Origin of the sequence: Mesorhizobium sp. C264A (assembly GCF_040324515.1) — a bacterium.
Lineage (GTDB): Bacteria > Pseudomonadota > Alphaproteobacteria > Rhizobiales > Rhizobiaceae > Mesorhizobium.
Window position 1 is genome coordinate 2,474,710 of record NZ_JAMYVY010000002.1, and the last position, 17,291, is coordinate 2,492,000.

General features: G+C 63.6%; 16 protein-coding genes. 2 read left to right on the forward strand and 14 right to left on the reverse strand.

The features are described from left to right. The first annotated feature begins 16 nt into the window (after nucleotides 1-16). Nucleotides 17-925 (forward strand): endonuclease/exonuclease/phosphatase family protein, encoded by a 909-nt coding sequence (locus tag NKL04_RS31175; protein WP_023701014.1) that lies wholly within the window; start codon nucleotides 17-19, stop codon nucleotides 923-925. A gap of 7 nt (nucleotides 926-932) precedes the next feature. Further along, the gene (locus NKL04_RS31180; RefSeq protein ID WP_023701015.1) at nucleotides 933-1,778 is read left to right on the forward strand and encodes an EamA family transporter; all 846 of its coding nucleotides are present in this window, start codon (nucleotides 933-935) and stop codon (nucleotides 1,776-1,778) included. A gap of 29 nt (nucleotides 1,779-1,807) precedes the next feature. On the opposite strand, the gene NKL04_RS31185 is transcribed toward NKL04_RS31180, so the two are convergent. From NKL04_RS31185 to NKL04_RS31250, 14 genes are all read right to left on the reverse strand, one after another. Next, complete coding sequence (locus NKL04_RS31185; protein ID WP_023701016.1) at nucleotides 1,808-2,188, reverse strand: MFS transporter; 381 nt, start codon at nucleotides 2,186-2,188, stop codon at nucleotides 1,808-1,810. An 89-nt stretch (nucleotides 2,189-2,277) separates the two neighbouring features. Continuing rightward, nucleotides 2,278-2,595, reverse strand: a complete 318-nt coding sequence (locus tag NKL04_RS31190) for a Dabb family protein (protein WP_023701017.1) — start codon at nucleotides 2,593-2,595, stop codon at nucleotides 2,278-2,280. A gap of 19 nt (nucleotides 2,596-2,614) precedes the next feature. Continuing rightward, nucleotides 2,615-4,243: a GMC family oxidoreductase gene (locus tag NKL04_RS31195; protein ID WP_023701018.1), complete on the reverse strand. Its 1,629-nt coding sequence runs from the start codon at nucleotides 4,241-4,243 to the stop codon at nucleotides 2,615-2,617. Nucleotides 4,244-4,255: 12 nt separating this feature from the next. Next, nucleotides 4,256-5,017 carry a 3-ketoacyl-ACP reductase gene (locus NKL04_RS31200; protein WP_023701019.1) on the reverse strand — a complete coding sequence of 254 codons (762 nt, stop codon included), beginning with the start codon at nucleotides 5,015-5,017 and terminating at the stop codon, nucleotides 4,256-4,258. Next, nucleotides 5,014-6,516 (reverse strand): GMC oxidoreductase, encoded by a 1,503-nt coding sequence (locus NKL04_RS31205; RefSeq protein WP_023701020.1) that lies wholly within the window; start codon nucleotides 6,514-6,516, stop codon nucleotides 5,014-5,016. Before NKL04_RS31205 ends, NKL04_RS31200 begins: the two co-directional genes overlap by 4 nt. 5 nt (nucleotides 6,517-6,521) lie before the next feature. Further along, nucleotides 6,522-7,637 carry an ABC transporter ATP-binding protein gene (locus NKL04_RS31210; RefSeq protein ID WP_023671180.1) on the reverse strand — a complete coding sequence of 372 codons (1,116 nt, stop codon included), beginning with the start codon at nucleotides 7,635-7,637 and terminating at the stop codon, nucleotides 6,522-6,524. A gap of 20 nt (nucleotides 7,638-7,657) precedes the next feature. Next, nucleotides 7,658-8,617: a carbohydrate ABC transporter permease gene (locus NKL04_RS31215; RefSeq protein ID WP_023671181.1), complete on the reverse strand. Its 960-nt coding sequence runs from the start codon at nucleotides 8,615-8,617 to the stop codon at nucleotides 7,658-7,660. Next, nucleotides 8,614-9,564 (reverse strand): carbohydrate ABC transporter permease, encoded by a 951-nt coding sequence (locus NKL04_RS31220; RefSeq protein WP_023671182.1) that lies wholly within the window; start codon nucleotides 9,562-9,564, stop codon nucleotides 8,614-8,616. Before NKL04_RS31220 ends, NKL04_RS31215 begins: the two co-directional genes overlap by 4 nt. A 253-nt stretch (nucleotides 9,565-9,817) precedes the next feature. Next, nucleotides 9,818-11,071 carry an ABC transporter substrate-binding protein gene (locus NKL04_RS31225; protein WP_032888198.1) on the reverse strand — a complete coding sequence of 418 codons (1,254 nt, stop codon included), beginning with the start codon at nucleotides 11,069-11,071 and terminating at the stop codon, nucleotides 9,818-9,820. A 58-nt stretch (nucleotides 11,072-11,129) separates the two neighbouring features. Further along, entirely contained in the window at nucleotides 11,130-12,641 is a 1,512-nt protein-coding gene (locus NKL04_RS31230) for an aldehyde dehydrogenase family protein (protein ID WP_023701022.1), read from the reverse strand. 10 nt (nucleotides 12,642-12,651) lie between these two features. Further along, nucleotides 12,652-13,428: an enoyl-CoA hydratase/isomerase family protein gene (locus NKL04_RS31235; protein WP_023671185.1), complete on the reverse strand. Its 777-nt coding sequence runs from the start codon at nucleotides 13,426-13,428 to the stop codon at nucleotides 12,652-12,654. Further along, complete coding sequence (locus NKL04_RS31240) at nucleotides 13,421-15,022, reverse strand: acyl CoA:acetate/3-ketoacid CoA transferase (protein ID WP_023701023.1); 1,602 nt, start codon at nucleotides 15,020-15,022, stop codon at nucleotides 13,421-13,423. The genes NKL04_RS31235 and NKL04_RS31240 overlap by 8 nt, the downstream gene beginning before the upstream one ends. Beyond that, the gene (locus NKL04_RS31245; protein WP_023695642.1) at nucleotides 15,019-16,029 is read right to left on the reverse strand and encodes a Gfo/Idh/MocA family protein; all 1,011 of its coding nucleotides are present in this window, start codon (nucleotides 16,027-16,029) and stop codon (nucleotides 15,019-15,021) included. The genes NKL04_RS31240 and NKL04_RS31245 overlap by 4 nt, the downstream gene beginning before the upstream one ends. Further along, entirely contained in the window at nucleotides 16,026-17,084 is a 1,059-nt protein-coding gene (locus NKL04_RS31250) for a LacI family DNA-binding transcriptional regulator (protein ID WP_023695643.1), read from the reverse strand. Before NKL04_RS31250 ends, NKL04_RS31245 begins: the two co-directional genes overlap by 4 nt. Nucleotides 17,085-17,291: the final 207 nt, after the last annotated feature.

Here is a 17,291-nt window from a genome sequence, read left to right on the forward strand (position 1 = left end):
TTGAGCCGGATAAGCAATGAAGCTGGTCAGCTACAACATCCAGTACGGGTTCGGCGGCGATGGCCGTTACGATCTTTCGCGCTGCACCAAGCTGGTCGACAGCGCCGATATCATCGCGCTGCAGGAGGTCGAGCGGCATTGGCAGCGCACCAATGAGGACGACCAGCCGGAGGTCCTGTCCAAGCTGCTGCCTAGCTATTACTGGGTCTATGGCCCGGCCTTCGACATGGACGCCAGTGAGCGGCGCGACGGCCGGGTCGTCAACCGCCGCCGCCAGTTCGGCACCATGCTGCTGTCGAAGCTGCCGATCGCCTGGTCGCGGCTGCACGCGCTGCCCATGCGCCGCACGCTCAAGCCGCTCAACACCCGCAATGCGGCGCTGGAATGCATGATCCGCACACCCGCCGGACCGGTAAGGGTCCTGTCGCTGCACCTCGCCCATATCGCGGCGGAGGAGCGGCTGGAGCAGATCGACTATCTCTTGGCCGAGCATCGCCGCGCGCCGTTCGAGGGAGGCCCGTGGAGCGGCGCGGACGATGAGCCTTCGCGCAACTGGACCAGTGGCGAGGCCGAGCCGGAGAACCCGACGGCTGCGATCTGGATGGGCGATTTCAACATGGAGCCTGGCAGCGCCGAATACAGCCGCATCGTCGGCAGCACGCCCTATCATCGCGGGGCGGCCTATCTCGACGGCTTTGTTGATGCCGCTGCCGTCGCTAGCGAGCCGGCTGCCGATTTCCACACCCATGTGAAAACGATCGACGGGAAAGTGGCAAAACGCCGGCTCGACCATTGCTTCGTCGGCGGCATGTTCGTGGACCGTGTGCGCTCGGTCAGTGCCGATATAGGCGAGATCGCTTCAGACCATTTTCCGGTCCGGATCGATATCGATCTCGAAACGCCTTTGAGCTCGGGAGATCGGTGAGCCCTCGATGACGCTTTTCGTCTTCTTCGCGGTGCTTGCCGCCGCCGCCATGCACGCGATCTGGAACGCGCTGGTCAAGGTCCATCTCGATCGCTTCCTGTCGATCACGCTGATGACACTGGGCATGGGGTTTGCCGCGCTTTTCGTGCTGCCCTTCGTCGAGTTTCCAAAGGCCGAAGTGTGGCCTTTCATCATCGCCTCGGTGATTTTCCACATGGGCTACCGGACTTTCCTGATCGGCGCCTACAAGGCCGGCGATTTCGCCCAAACCTATCCGCTGGCGCGCGGCACGGCGCCGCTTTTGACCGCCCTCGGCGGCGTTGTCGTGGTGCAGGAGATGCCGGCGCCTTTCGCCATCCTCGGCATCCTGCTGCTGTCGGCCGGCACGCTGGTGATGTCGTTTCGCGGCGGCGCGCATCTGGAGCGGATCAATGTGCGCGCAGTCGGCTTTGCGCTCGGCACTTCGATCTTCATATCCAGCTACACGCTCTCCGACGGCAGCGGCGCGCGGCTGGCCGCAACGGCAACGAGCTATGCCGCATGGCTGTTCATCTGCGATGCCACGTGGGCGCTGGTGCTGTGCCTCATCTTTCGCGGGCCCAAGGCGCTGCCCGTGCTGGCGCGTGACTGGAAAGCAGGCCTGTTCACCGGCGTGCTCAGCGGCGCGGCCTACTGGATCGTCATGTGGGCGATGACCAAGGCGCCGATCGCCTCGGTGGCGTCGTTGCGGGAGACGTCGATCCTGTTTGCCATGATGATCTCGGTTTTCGCGCTCGGCGAGAAAATGACAGGCTGGCGCGGCGCCGCCGCGCTCAGCATCGTCGCCGGTGTCGTGGCCCTCAGACTGGGCTGAGAGCCTGATACTTCAGCCGAGCACTGTCATCACCTGTCCGCGCCGTTCCGGACTGAAGCGGATGACGACGATGATGCAGACGGCGACCACGCCGGCAAACAGCGCCAGCGCGTAGCCACGAGATTGGGCGAGAAGGCAGCCAGCGCGCCGATCACCGAATAGCTGACGATGTTGAGCATCAGAATGGGCTTGCGGCCATATTTGTCGGCCAGCCTGCCGAAGAAGAAGGCGCCGATGAAGCGTGTCGCCAGCGTCAGGAACAACGCTTTGGAGACTGCCGGGACGTCAGTGTTGAAATCGGTTGCGATATCGGTGAGCAGGAAGGTCAGAAGGAAGAAATCAAAAGCGTCGAGCGTCCAGCCGAGGAAGGAGGCAAGGACGGTTTTCTTCTGCTGCGCGGTGAGAGCCACGACGTTCCTCCTAAACGCCCCTGGGGAACGATATGTTCCTTGGGGCGCAAAAGAGAACAGGCGTCAGCCGGCTTTCGAAAGAAGCGCGGTCACTTTTTCGTAATGTCGAGATCGAACACCATCAGCCCGTCGGTGCCGCCTTCGAGCGCTGCGACCAATCGGGCGCCGGCGCGCTGATGCGCTTCATGCACGAGATAGGCGTCGCGGTCGGCGGCATCGCGGAAGTCTATGGTGAAGGCATGGCCGAAGCCGCGCGCGAACGGCTCCGGGCTGACATTGGTGCTGAAATGGACCGTGTCCATGCCGTCGACGACGGAGCGCAGTGCTTCGAGATCGGCGTGGATTGCCGTGCGCTCGGTGGCGGGCACATCGCCGCGGAAGCGTACGAAGACGCAGTGTCTGATCATTGGTGGTTCTCCTAAGTGGCTATGCGGCCCGATTGCCGGAGAACACCGCCGGCGGCAGCGGCTCGCGGCCGAGGATGATGTCGGCGCCTTTTTCGCCGACCATGATGGTCGGCGCATTGGTGTTGGAGGAAGGCACGCGCGGCATCACCGAGGCATCGCAGACGCGCAGGCCCTCGATGCCGCGCAGGCGCAGGTCCGGTGTGACCACCGCCATATCGTCATGGCCCATGCGGCAAGTGCCCACAGGGTGATGGTCGGTCTTGGCGGTGCGGCAGGCATAGTCGATCAGCTCGTCATCGCTGGCGAGCGATGGTCCGGGCAGCACCTCGCGCAACACGTAAGGTGCAAGCGCCTTCTGCCGCATGATCTCGCGCGCAAGCCTGAGGCCCTTGATCGACATGGCGCGGTCATAAGGGTCCGACCAATAGTTGGGATCGATCAGCGGGTGGTCGGCCGGGTCGGCGCTGCTCAGCCGCACCGTGCCGCGCGAGCGCGGGCGCAGGAAGGCCGAGTTCAAGGTCACGCCGGGGTTCTTCAACCTCTCGACGCCGGCCTCGATGCCGGAGCCGAGTCCCAGATGAAACTGGATGTCGGGCGAGGCGGCGGTCGGATCGGCGTACCAGAAGCCGCCGGTCTCGAACAGGCTGGAGGCGACCGGCCCTTTCTTCAGCAGCAGATACTGCAAGCCGGCCCACGCGGTGCGGTGGAGCTTGGCGTAGTTGTCATAGGTGTGGTCGCCGGTGCATTCGGCGATGACGAACAAATCGAGATGGTCCTGCATGTTGGAGCCGACACCGGGCAGATCATGCACCGGCGTCACGCCGACCGATTTCAGGTGATCAGCCGGGCCGATGCCCGACTGCATCAACAGCTTCGGCGAACCGATGGCGCCGGACGAGACGATCACTTCGCGCTCGGCGCGCATGATGGTCTCCTCGCCGCCGGGTTTGTCGACGATCTCGACGCCGATGGCGCGGCCTTTCTCGACCACGATGCGGGTGACCAGCACATCGGTTCGGACCGTCAGGTTCTTGCGGGCGCGGATGGGCTTCAAATAGGCGACCGAAGCGGATGAGCGCCGGGCGTCCTTCTGGGTCAGCTGGTAGTAGCCGACGCCTTCCTGGCTAGCGCCGTTGAAATCCGGGTTGAAGGGGATGCCCATCTCTTGGCCGGCGCGGAAATAGGCTTCGCAAATCGGCAGCGGCGAAATAGGGTTCGACACGCCGAGTGGCCCCTGGTCGCCGTGAAAATCGTTGGCGAAGCGCTGGTTGTTCTCGGCGCGCTTGAAATAAGGCAGCACGTCGCGATAGCCCCAGCCCGCGAGGCCCTCTTCCTTCTCCCATGCGTCGTAGTCGCGAGCGTTGCCGCGCGTGTATATCTGGGCATTGATGGACGAGCCGCCGCCGACCACCTTCGCCTGCGTATACCAGAAGACGCGGTCCTGCATGTGCCTCTGCGGCACGGTCGACCAGCCCCAGGAAGCGATGCCCTTGGTCATCTTGGCAAAGCCCGCCGGCATGTGGATGTAGGGGTGCCAGTCCTTGCCGCCGGCCTCGAGCAGCAGCACGGAGTTCGCTGGATCCTCGCTCAGCCGGTTGGCCAGAACGCAGCCGGCCGGGCCGGCACCTACGATGATGTAGTCGGTCATAACCCTATCCACCTACAGTCGAGGCACGGAGAGCGCGCCGTCGACATTGATAATCGAGCCTGTGGAAAAGCCGAGCTTGCCGGCGGCAAGCGTCGCCACCACGGCGCCGATGTCCGATGCTTCGCCCCAGCGTTTTGCCGGCACCAGGCCGCTGTCGATAAGCGCGTCGTATTTGGCTGATACGCTCGCGGTCATGTCGGTGCGAATGATGCCCGGCCGCAGTTCGAACACGCCGATGTTTTCCGGCGCAAGCCGTAGCGCCAGGTTCTTCACCCACATCGAAAGGCCGGCTTTCGAGATGCAGTAGTCGGCGCGTTCCGGCGAGGCCATATCGGCGCTGACCGAGGTGATGGTGATGATCGAGCGCGGATGATTGCTGGGAGCCGCCAGCATCGCCTTGGCGATGGCCTGGCTAAGGAAGACTGTGCCGCGCAGATTGACGTCCAGCGCACGGTCGAAATTCTCGGGCTTCAGCTCCAGCAGATCGCCGCGCACCACGGCGCCGATGCCGGCATTGTTGACGAGGCAGTCGATGCGGCTGAAGGCACGTATGGCGGCGTCGACGAGGGCCGTGTGATCCTCGAGGTTGGCGATATCACAACGGACATAGGCGAACTCCGCACCCCGTGCGGTGATGTTGGCGGCCAGTTCGTCCGGCGCTTGTTCGGCAAGGTCGGCGATCAAAATGTCGAAGCCGTCCCCGGCCAGCGCCTCGGCGCAGGCGAGCCCAATGCCGCGCGCACCGCCGGTGACGATTGCTGCGGGGCGGGTCATGCCGCGAGGTCCGTTCGGCGAATATGCTCGGCCACGCGCAGCGCCTGTGCCGCAATCGACAGCGCCGGATTCACGGCGGCCGAGTTCGGCAAAAAACTGGCGTCGACAACGAACAGGTTCGGGTGGTCGAAGGCGCGGCAGAAAGGGTCGAGCGGCGACGTCGCCGGATGGTCGCCCATTTTCACCGTGCCGCACTGGTGCGAGGGCGTGCGCTTGTCGAAGGGACGCGACAGCACGATGGGATAACCGCAGGCGCGGAAGTTCTCACGCATCACCCTGGTCAGCCCGTCCAGCGACTGCATGTTGGAGCGCCGCCATTGCATGACGATGTCCTTGCCGTCGACCATGATGCGGCTTTCCGGATCGGGTAGATCCTCGCACATCAGATACCAGTCGACGGCGTGACCGGCCATGTAATCGAGCGCGAATTTCGGCACGCGTTTGACGTTGGCCTTCAACATGTTGCCGTCGATCTTGCCGAGCAGCTGGACGTTGCCGAGCGGCTTGCCGCCTTTGCCGTCGGAGAGATAGTAGTCATTCAGCATCAGCGTCTTCTGGTAGACGCTGTCGTTCCTGCGGCGCGGATCGATCGCCAGCATGGCGCTCGAATTATGGTTCATGAAATTGCGGCCGACCTGGTCGGAGCGGTTGGCGAGGCCTTTACCGTCTGGTGAAGGCGAGCGCAGCAGGATGACGGCGGAATTGACCGCGCCGGCGGACAGGATGACCAGCTTCGGCGCGACTTTCTTCAGCTCGCCATTCTGACGGTAGTGAACGGCAGCGATGCTTTTGTCGTCGGACGGCGCTTCGAGATATTCGACATGGCAGCCGGTTTCGAGCCGGATATTGCTGTCCTTGAGTGCAGCCGTCAGCGGTCCGGTCTGCGCATCGACCTTGCCCTGGGCGGTGTTGGGGAATGCGTCCCAGCCGGTCTTGCCCTCTTTCAGCCAGGTGTCGATGTCGACGCCGAGCGGCAGCGAGGCGGGGTGCAGGCCCAGTCCCTTCAGCTCGGCGCGGGCGCGCGCAATCGGCGCTTCGTCGGGCACCGGCTTGAAAGCATAGGGGATCGAGTGGAACGGTTCCGTCGGGTCCTCGCCGAGCGAGCCGCGGACGCGAAACAGCTGCTCGGCTTTCGAATACCAAGGCTCGAATTCATCGTAGGAAAACGGCCATGCCGGCGAGACGCCACCGAAGTGCTCCATGGCGGCGAAATCCTCTTTGCGGTAGCGGATCAGCACCGCGCCGTAGAATTTCGAATTGCCGCCGACATAGTAGTAATTGCCGGGGTTGAAGGCGCCGCCGCCGGGCTCGCGCCACATCTCCTTCGGACGGTAGTGGCCATCGACGAAGATCGAGCGCGTGTCGCGGGCATGCGGCGTTGCCGGCAAGGGCTCGCCGCGCTCCAGCATCAGGACCGAGGCGCCGCTGCCGGCCAGGCCGGAAGCGATCGTAGCGCCGCCGATGCCGGAGCCGATGATGACGATATCGGGGCTGACCATCTCGATCAGCGGATGCGGTGTTCGGTCGCCGGATCGAAGAACACGGCCTTGGTCAGGTTGAAGGCGAGCGGCGTGCTGGTGCCCGGCTGGATGTTGGCGTCGGCCCGCAACCGCGCCACCACGCCCTTGCCGCCGAGGTTGGTCACCGCGAACGTGTCGGACCCTGCCGGCTCGACCACTTCGATGTGCAGGTCGGCAGTGGCAATGTTGGAGGCGTTGCGTTCCGCACCTTCCGGATCGGTCAGCGCTTCCGGGCGCACGCCGAAGATGATCGGCTTGCCCTGGAATGCCGAAAGACCCGCCGGCGCGTTGGCCATCGGCAGCGTGATCGGCTCGCGCGCCTCGCGCTCCAACACGACGGACAGCGCATTGCCCGACGTGGCAATGGTCGCCGGGATCAGGTTCATCGCCGGCGAACCCATGAAGTCGGCGACGAACAAATTGGTCGGGTTGTTGTAGATCTCGGCCGGGGTGCCGAACTGCTGCACCTCGCCGTCGCGCATGACGGCGATCTTGGTAGCCAGCGTCATCGCCTCGATCTGGTCGTGGGTGACGTAGACGATGGTTGTGCCGGTGGTGGCATGCAGGCGCTTGATCTCGATGCGCATGTCAACGCGCAATTTGGCGTCGAGGTTGGACAAAGGCTCGTCGAACAGGAACAGCTTGGGGTCGCGCACCAGCGCCCGGCCCATGGCGACGCGCTGGCGCTGGCCGCCGGAAAGCTGGCTCGGCTTGCGCTGCAGGAGGTGGCCGATCTGCAGGACCTTGGCCACCTTGTCGATCGCCTTTTGGCGTTCGTCGGCCGGCACGCCGCGCATCTCCATGCCGAAGGAGATGTTTCCGGCCACCGTCATGTTCGGATAGAGCGCATAGCTCTGGAACACCATGGCGATGTCGCGCTTGGATGGGTGCAGATCGTTGATGGCGCGGCCGTCGACGCGGATTTCGCCCTCGGTGATCTGCTCCAGGCCGGCAATCGTGTTGAGCAAGGTGGACTTGCCGCAGCCGGACGGGCCGACCAGCACCAGGAAGCCGCCCTTTTCGAGCTCGACATCGATGCCCTTCAGGATCTCGACATTCCCGAAGCGCTTCTTCAGCCCATCAATTTCCAGAAAAGCCATGGTCGTTCCTTCCGAATTGATCAGCCCTTGACCGCGCCAGCCATCAGCCCGCGCACGAAATAGCGGCCGGCGACGACATAGACGATCAGGGTGGGCAGAGCCGCGATCATCGCGGCCGCCATGTTGACGTTGTATTCGACGACGCCGGTCGAGGTGTTGACGACGTTGTTGAGCGCCACCGTCATCGGCATGGAGTCGCCTGTGCCGGCGTAAGCCGAAGCAAACAGGAAGTCGTTCCAGATGTTGGTGAACTGGTAGATGACGGTGACGACGAAGATCGGCATCGAGTTCGGCAGCATGATGCGGCGGAAGATCTGGAAGAAGGAGGCGCCGTCGACCTGTGCGGCCTTGATCAGCTCGTTCGGGAATGCCTCGTAATAGTTGCGGAAAAACAGTGTAGTGAAGCCGATGCCGTAGACGACATGGACGAAGACCAGGTTGACCGTCGGATTGCCGAGACCGAAACTCGTACCCGTCGCATTCTGCAGCTTCACGCCGAAACGTCCCAGGCTGCCGAGGATGGTCGCCATCGGCAGCAGCACCGACTGGAACGGAATGAAGCAGGCAAACAGCATCAGCCCGAACACCAGCGTGGCGCCGCGAAAACGCCATTTGGTCAAGACGTAGCCGTTGAGCGCGCCGAGCATGGTCGAGATCAGTACGGCTGGAACCACCATCTTGATCGAGTTCCAGAAATAGCCCTTGATGCCGGCGCAGGTGAGGCCGACGCAGGTCTCGCCCCAGGCCTTCAGCCACGGGTCGAAGGTCGGCGCCGTGGGCAACGCCAGCATGTTGCCGTTCTGGATCTCGTCCATGGTCTTGAACGAGGTCACCAGCATGACGAACAGCGGCATCAGATAGAACAGCGCAAACAGCGCCAGAAGCCCGTAGATGACGATGCGGTTGAGGGTCTTGGTGCTCATGCCGCCGGAGGCCTTTTGGGAAGCAGCGGGGCGGGCAGGGGTGGCGACAGCGCTCATCGCGGCTTCTCCCTGAGTTCCGAATAGAGATAAGGCACGATGATGGCAACGATGGTCATCAGCATGATCACGGCACTGGCCGAGCCGACAGCCATTTCGTTGCGCTTGAACGTGTACTCATACATGAAGTTGGACGGCAGCCAGGCCGAGCCACCGGGGCCGCCGCTGGTCAGCGCCACCACCAGATCGTACGACTTGATGGCGAGGTGGGCGAGCACGATGAAGGCCGACAGGAAGATTGGCCGCAGCAGCGGAATGACGATGCGGCGATAGAGCTGGAAGGTGGTGGCACCGTCGATCTGCGCCGCCTTCATGATCTCGCCGTCAATGCCGCGCAGGCCGGCCAGGAACATCGCCATGATGAAGCCGGAGGCCTGCCAGACGCCGGCAATGACCACCGTGTAGATGACGAAATCCTTGTTCTTGATCCAGTCGAAATGGAAGCTCGTCCAGCCCCACTGATGCAAGGTCTGCTCAAGACCGAGGCCGGGGTCGAGGAACCATTTCCAGGCGACGCCGGTGACGATGAAGGACAGCGCCATCGGGTAGAGATAGATCGGCCGCAGCACGCCTTCGCCGCGGATCTTCTGGTCGAGCAGGATGGCCAGGAACAGGCCGAGCGCCAGGCAGATGGCGATGTAGAGAAAGCCAAAAATGCCCATATTGACGATCGACGTGTACCAGCTCGATGGCGGGTCGGAGTCGAACGTCCAGCCCCACAGCCGTAGATACGCGCGTGGTCCGGTAATGACATAGGACGGGAAGGTCTTGGAATTAGTGAAGGACAGATAGACAGTCCACAGGATAAAGCCATAGACGAAGACGATGGTGATGGCGAAGCTCGGCGCCAGCACGATCTTCGGCAGCGCGTCCTGCAATCGCGCGCGCACGGAGGGGCGAGACCGCTCGGGTGTCAGCTTGATCTGGGTCGTCGCTACACTGCTCATGAGGCTCCTCCCGTTAGGGTCGTCCGTGCTCTGCCGTCAGGAGGCAAGGCGGCCCCGTGCATACGGGTCTCTGGTCGGCATGGTGTTCAAGAGGGTTTCACCGTTTCACGGAAACGGCGAACCTCTCTAACTCTTTCTTTTACGCAATTCCGGCCGGAAAACCGCTCACACTTTTCCTGGAATTGCGCCAGCCGGCCAATCCTGAGGCGAACCTTCCCCGCCGAAGCGGGAAAGGTGTCTTGCCGGCCAGGGCTTACTTGGCGTCGTCGATTGCCTTGACCAGTTCGGTCACGGCTTCGTCCGAGGTCTTGATCTGACCGTGGACGAACTTCGAAACGACGTCCTTGTAGGCATTGGCGACCGCCGGAGGCGCGCCATAGCCCTGGGCAAGCGAGCCGAACAGTGTGCCGCCTTCGTTGGCAGCCTTCAGGTCGGCGATGCCCTTCTTGCCGCACGCGTCGAAGTCGGTGTCCGGAACGTCGGTACGGGCGGGAACCGAACCCTTGACGACGTTGAAGGCCGACTGGAAGCTCTTCGACAGGGTGGCGGTGGCCAACGCGACCTGGGCGGCCTTGCGGTCGTCCGGAACGTTGAACATGCCGAACATGTCGGAGTTGTAGACCACCGAGCCTTCCGTGCCCGGGAAGCGATAGCACAGGAAGTCGGTGCCCGGCGTTTTCTTGGCGGCGTTGAACTCGCCCTTGGCCCAGTCACCCATCACCTGCACCAGGGCATCGCCCTTGATGACCATGGCGGTGGCAAGGTTCCAGTCGCGGCCCGAGAAGTTCGGGTCGACATAGGTGACGAGCTTGGCGAGGTTGTCGAACGACTTCTTCATCGTGTCCGACTTGAGGGACTCGTCGTCGAGGTCGTTGAAGGCCTTCTTGTAGAACTCAGGTCCGCCGGTCGACAGCACAACCGAGTCGAACATGGTGGCTTCCTGCCAGTTCTGGCCGCCAAGGGCGAGCGGAATAACGCCAGCCGCCTTGGCTTTGTCGAGCAGGGCGACGAAGTCGTCGAAGGTCTTTGGCTCGGTGCCGCCGATCTTGTCCATCACCGCCTTGTTGATCCACAGCCAGTTGACGGAGTGGACGTTGACTGGAGCAGCGACCCACTTGCCGTCATAGACGGAGAACTTCTGCAGGGCTGCCGGAACCGACTTGTCCCAGCCTTCCTTCTTCGCCGTCTCGGTCAGGTCGCCCATGACGCCGGCCGCCGCATAGTCGAGCACGGTGTAGCCGAGCATCTGCGACGCGGTCGGGTAATTGCCGGCCGCGACCATCGCCTTCAGCGCAGTCATGGCGGCGTCGCCGCCACCACCGGCCACCGGCACGTCCTTCCAGGCATAGCCTTCCTTGGCAAGGTCGCCCTTGAGGACGTTGAGAGCAGCCGCTTCGCCGCCCGACGTCCACCAATGCAGCATCTGCACTTCCTTGACGTCCTCGGCATGGGCCGAGAAAGCAAAGGCCGTCGCCAGAGCCGTTCCGATAAGCATTTTGCGCAACATGTTCTACCTCCCTTGTTGCATTACACGACCGGTGGAAGCCCACCGGGTTCTTCCAAACTCAGCCGACCCACCAACCGGTGCGCTGGCCGCGATGAAACTGGATTGTCTTTTCCTCGGTATAATCCTCGACAGCGCGTTTGCCGAGTTCGCGTCCGATGCCGGACTGCTTGTAGCCCCCGAATGGCAGCTCGGGAAAGCCTTCCATGAATGTGTTCACCCAAACGGTCCCCGAACGCACACCACGCGCCACCGACATACAAGTGTCGATGCTGGCGCTCCACACCCCTGCCGACAGACCATAGGGCGTGTTGTTGGCGATGTGCAACGCCTTTTCAATCGATCCAAAAGTCAGCACGGAGAGCACCGGGCCAAACACTTCCTCGCGCGCAATAGCCATGTCTTCGGTAACGCCGCGAATGATGGTCGGATCGAGGTACTGGCCGGCATTGGACGCCAATTGGCCGCCACCGCTATAGACATTGCTGCCGTCTTTTGCTGCTGCCGCAACGTAATCTGCGACCTTGGTCAGATGGTCGGCGGAAATCATCGCGCCAACCTTGGTTCGGTCGTCGAGTGGGTCGCCGACCGTTACCTTGGCGGTCAGGGCCTTGACAGTGGCGAGGAAATCGTCGGCGATGGCTTCATGCACGATCAGCCGACTGCCGGCATTGCAGCATTCGCCGGCGTTGAAGAAGCCGCCGAACACTGCTGCGTCAGCGGCCGCCTCGAGATCGGCATCGGGGAAGACGATCTGGCCGTTCTTGCCGCCGAGCTCCATCGAGACTTTCTTCAGCGACTGCGCGGCGGAAGCCATGGTCATCTTGCCGACGCGGGTAGAGCCGGTGAACGACACCATCTCGACCAGCGGATGGCTGACCATCGGCCCCCCGACATCGGCGCCGAGGCCGGCCAGGATGTTGACGACGCCCGCGGGCAGGCCGGCCTGCATCAGGATGTCGCCGAGCACGAAGGTCGAGGCCGAGGTCATTTCGCTCGGCTTGACCACCGCGGTGCAGCCGGCGGCGAGCGCGAAGGGCAGTTTCTGGCTGACGATCAGGAACGGGAAATTCCACGGGGTGATGATCGAGACGACGCCGATCGGCTCGCGCAGGACCACGCCCAGCATGGCGTCGCCGAGATTGGCGTAGCTTTCGCCGTGCAGCGTGCGGGCGAGCGAGGCGGCATAGCGCCAGATGTCGATGGCGCCGCCGATCTCGCCGCGCGCCTGGGCGATCGGCTTGCCGGATTCCAGCGCATCGAGTCGGGCGATGTCTTCGAGCTGGGCCTCGATCAGGTCGGCCGTCTTGAGCAGGATGGCGGCGCGCTCGGCCGCCTTCGTGCGCGGCCACGGGCCGGTCTCGAATGCCTTGTGCGCGGCCTGCATGGCCGCCTCCACCTCGGCCTCGCCGGCCTGCGCATAGCGCGAAACGGTGAAGCCATGGCCGGGGCTGTTGCGCGCAATCGTGCGGCCGTCACGGGCATCGACATGCTTGCCGTCGATCAGGAGCTTGTAAGCCTTCGGCGCCTTGGACGCCTCGGCCGGCATGGAAATGTTGAGCGGTGCGTTCATCATGCTTTCTCTAGGATCTTGAAAAGGCCGGCTTCTGCTTGGCCTTGAAGGCGCTCACGCCGGCTTTGAGGTCGCCGGTCAGCGCAACGAAGCCGCTGGCGAGCGCCTCGGTGGCGGCCGCACTTTCCTCGCCTTCGGCGACTGCGATCATCAGCTTGGCGGCTTCGGTTGCGAGCGGCCCGCGCCCGGCGATTTTTTCGGCCCAAGTCCTGGCCTCTGCCAGCGCCTGGCCGGTCTCGACCACGCGGTCAACGACGCCGAGTGCAAGCGCGTCGGAGGCGGCAAAGAGCTCGCCGCCGAGCGCCATGCGGCGCACGATCTGGGCCCCAAAGCGGCGCACGGCGCGCTGCGTGCCGGACCAACCGGGGACGACGCCGATCGATGTCTCGGGAAAGCCGAGCTTCACCTGCGTTTCGGCGACACGGAAGTCGCAGGCGACTGCCAGCTCCAGCCCGCCACCCAACGCATGGCCGGAAAGCACCGCGATGGTCGGCTGCCGCAGCCGCGCCAGTCGGTCGAAGACACGGTGGCCGTAGCGCACCCATTGCACCTGAAAGTCGGCAGCGCTCATTTGTGCCCAGGCCTCGACGTCGCCGCCGGCGCAAAAGCCTTTGCCTTCGCCGCGGATCAGCACGACGCGCACGCCTTCAGCCATTTCGGCTTCGTCGAGCGCTGTCTCGAGCGCGCGCAGCATCGGAATGTCCAGCGCGTTGAACTTCTCCGGCCGGCGCAGCGTGACGATGCCGATGGCGCCGTCCTGCTCGAAGGTGACGAGGCGCTCAGCCATGCGCGCCTCCGAGCGAAGCGCCACCATTCAGCGACAGGCCGATCGGCCGGTCCTGATAGAGAGCCGCCGGCGTGACCTTGAGATCGTTGGCGATGCCGAGCGGAATCTCTGACTGCGCCAACACATCGCGCTCGAGGTCGACGCCCGGCGCAAGTTCCGTCACCATCAGACCGTCCGGCGTCAGCTTCATCACGCAACGCTCGGTGACGTAGGTGATGTCCTGGCCTTGAGCGACGGCGCGCTTGCCGGAGAAGGAGATGTGTTCGACCTCGTTGACGACCTTCTTGACCTTGCCTTCCGCGTCGATGCGGATGCCGCCATCGGCGAGCGAAAGCTTGGCGCCGGCATTGAAGAAGCCGGAGAAGACGATCTTTTTCGCCCGTGCCGTGATGTCGACAAAGCCGCCGGCCCCGGCGGTGACATGTGGCCGGGCCGAGAGTTTCGACACGTTGACGGAGCCATGGCGGTCGATCTGCAAGAAGGAGAGCAGCGAGGCATCGAAGCCGCCGGCCTGGAAATAGATGAACTGGTGCGGCGAGGGCATGATCGCCTCGGCGTTGGAAGCGCAGCCGAACTTGAAATCGAGCAGCGGCACGCCGCCGACCGCGCCCTGCTCGATCACCCAGGTGACCTTGCTGTGCTGGCCTTCCTCGAGAAGGATACGCGGCACATTGGCCGAGATGCCGAAGCCGATATTGACGGCCATGCCATCGCGCAACTCCATGGCGACGCGGCGCGCGATTACTTTCTGGACGTTCATCTCGGCGTTGCGAAAGCTTGACAGCGGGCGGAAGATCTCGCCCGAAATCGCCGGGTCGTAAGGCGTCAGCGTCGTCTGCAACTGGTCCGGCGCCACCACGATGTGGTCTACCAGCACGCCGGGCACGCGCACGTCATGCGGCCTCAGCGTGCCGTTCTCGACGACGCGCTTGACCTGCGCAATGACGATGCCGCCATTGTTGCGCGCGGCGAGCGCCTGTTCGAGGCCGCCGAGATAGGCGCCTTCATGTTCATAGGTCAGGTTGCCGCGCTCGTCGGCGGTGGTGGCGCGGATGATCGAAATGTCAGGCACGATCGAGCGGAAATAGAGCCATTCCTCGCCGTCGAACTGCTGCACCGAGACGATCGGCTCGCTTGCCGCCGCGTTCATGGCGCAGCCCTGGTGGCGCGGGTCGGCAAAAGTGTCGAGGCCGACCTTGGTCAGCACGCCCGGCCGCTTGGCGGCGGCCTCGCGGTGCATGTCGAACAGGATGCCGGAGGGCACGTTGTAGGCGGCGACCGAATTGTCGCCGATCATCTTCCATATCTGCGGCGGCTCGGACGAGGAGGGGCCTGAGGGATAGGAGCCGCAGAGCGTGCGCTTCAACAAGCCGGGCTTGGCCAGATGGTCGATGCCCTTGATGCCATACATGTCGCCGGCGGCGATGGGGTGCAGCGTGGTGATGTCTTTGGGATGGCCTTCGGCGTCGAAGCGCTCGCCGATGGCGGCCAGCACGGCATCCGGGCAGCCGAGGCCGCTCGACGACGAGACGGAGACGGTCATGCCGTCCTTGATCAGGCTTGCTGCTTCAGCGGCGGAGACGAGCTTGCTCACGCGACACCTTTCGGATCGATAGTGACGGCCTTGCCGGATTTTGCCGACTGCAACGCTGCTTCGGCCGACGCCAGGGACCAGACGCCGTCCTCGCCGGTGGCGGAGGGCTGGCCTTCTCCACGCATGGCCGCATGGAACTGGCGCAGCGACCTGGCGTAGAGGTCTTCGCGGTCGAAGCTCAGTTCCTCCTCGCCTTTGGCGGTGCGTAGCAGCACCGAGCCGACTGGCTTCTGCGTCATCACATTTTTTGCGATCAGCGAACCTTCGGAACCATGCACCTCAAAGCCGGTATCGGCGAACTTGGTTGTGAAGCCTTCATGCGACTGGGCGATGATGCCCGACCCGAAGCGCCAGATGCACATGGCGCCGTCTTCCAGCCCGCTGCTGGCCATGCCGGCCAACTGGGTGAAGGCCGAAATCTCGACCGGGTCGTCGCCGAGCACGAAGCGCAGCGTGTCGGCATCATGCACGGTGATGTCGAGCACCACGCCGCCGCCGGCCTCAGGCTTGGTAATGCGCCAGCCCTGCAGGTTTTCCGGCAAATAGACGGAATGGAAGACGCGCGCGGCAATCGGCTTGCCGATATGGCCGGCTGATATGGCGTCGCGCATGGCGCGGTGGGCGCCGGCATTGCGCAGATGATGATTGGTACCAAGCACGACACCGGCTTCCTTGGCGGCGGCGACCATTGTGCGCGCGTCGGCGCTGTTCAGCGCCAGCGGCTTTTCGCACAGAACATGCTTTCCCGCCTTGATCGCAGCCAATGCCTGTTCGAGATGCAGTTCATTGGTGGTCGAGATGTAGACGGCGTCGATTTCGGCGCCGAGCAAATCGTCCAGCGTCGAGACGGCAAGCGGAATATTCTGTTCCGCGGCATAAGTCTTGGCGCGCTGCGGACTGGAGCTCATCACCGCCGCGATCTCGCCACCCTCTTGCGCGCGGATGGCGTTGATCATGAACTGTTTGGCGATCGTGCTGGCGCCGATCAGTCCCCATTTGACGCTCATGCCGCGTCTCCCATTCCTGCTGATGTGTCCTGGGCGCCGCGATCGGGACCGCAGCTGTCCCTGACGACCAGATTGACGGCGCCGATATGGTCCTCGGCATGCGTGATGCGCGACTGGATCATCTTCAGCATGACGTGGGCGGCGCGTTCACCGAGGCCGGGTGTGTCGACCGAGACGCTGGTCAGCGCCGGCATATAATGCTCGGCCTCGACCACGTCGTCGAAGCCGACGACGGCAAAGTCCGCGCCGGGCTCCAGCCCGCGCTTGCGCAGCGCCAGCATGACGCCGAAGGCGACGGCATCGTTGAAGCACAGTGCCGCCGTCGGCGGCTCGGCCATGGCAAGGGCGGTTTCCAGGCACGCGATGCCGCCCCTGCGGCTGGTCTCGCCTTCGACGACAAGCACGTCGCGCCTGGCAATGCCCAATGTTTCGCAAGCTTCACGAAAACCGCCCAGGCGCTCCTGATAGACGACCAGGTCGGAGGTGCCGCCGAAGAAGGCCAGCCGGCGATGGCCCTTGCCGATCAGATGGGCGGCGGCGAGATACGCGCCGCGATGGTTGTCAGGAGCGATCACCGGGATGCGGCTGTCCGGCAGGCGGCGCATGGCGAAGACGACCGGCACGCCCGCCATCTCGAGGCGACGGAAGGCGCCCGGCGTGGTGCCGCGTGCCGGTGACACGATCAGGCCTGCGACGCCCTGTTCCATCAGCGACTTCAGCACTTCTTCCTGGCGCACCGGGTTCTCCGCCGTGTTGGCGATGAAGGGCACGATGCCGGCCGACTGGAAGACGCGCTCCATGCCGACCGCCAGCTCGGCGAAAAAGGGGTTGGTGAGATCGTTGATGACCATGCCGATGACGTTGGAATGGGCTTTGCGCAGATTGGCGGCGCCGCGGTTGTAGACATAGCCGACATCCTCGATCGCCTTGCGAACCTTGACCGCGGTTTCAGGCCGGATCAGCCCTGAGCCTTGCAGCACAAGCGACACCGTCGATTTGGACACACCAGCCTCGCGGGCGATGTCCAGGATCGTTGCCTTGGCCCGGCTGGCCATGTCGGTGGTTTCCTCCGCCTAAATGAGAAAATCTATTGGAACGTTCTAATCACTCTGCCAAACGAGAGTCAATCGGGATTCTTGCGGAGATCGAAAAGGTGATGAATGTGGTTCCTAGCAAGGACTCTTAGCCTTCTTCAACGTTTGGGCCGGTTCAATCGCCGGAATCATAAAGTTTCTTGATTTATTGGAACGTTCCATTTATAG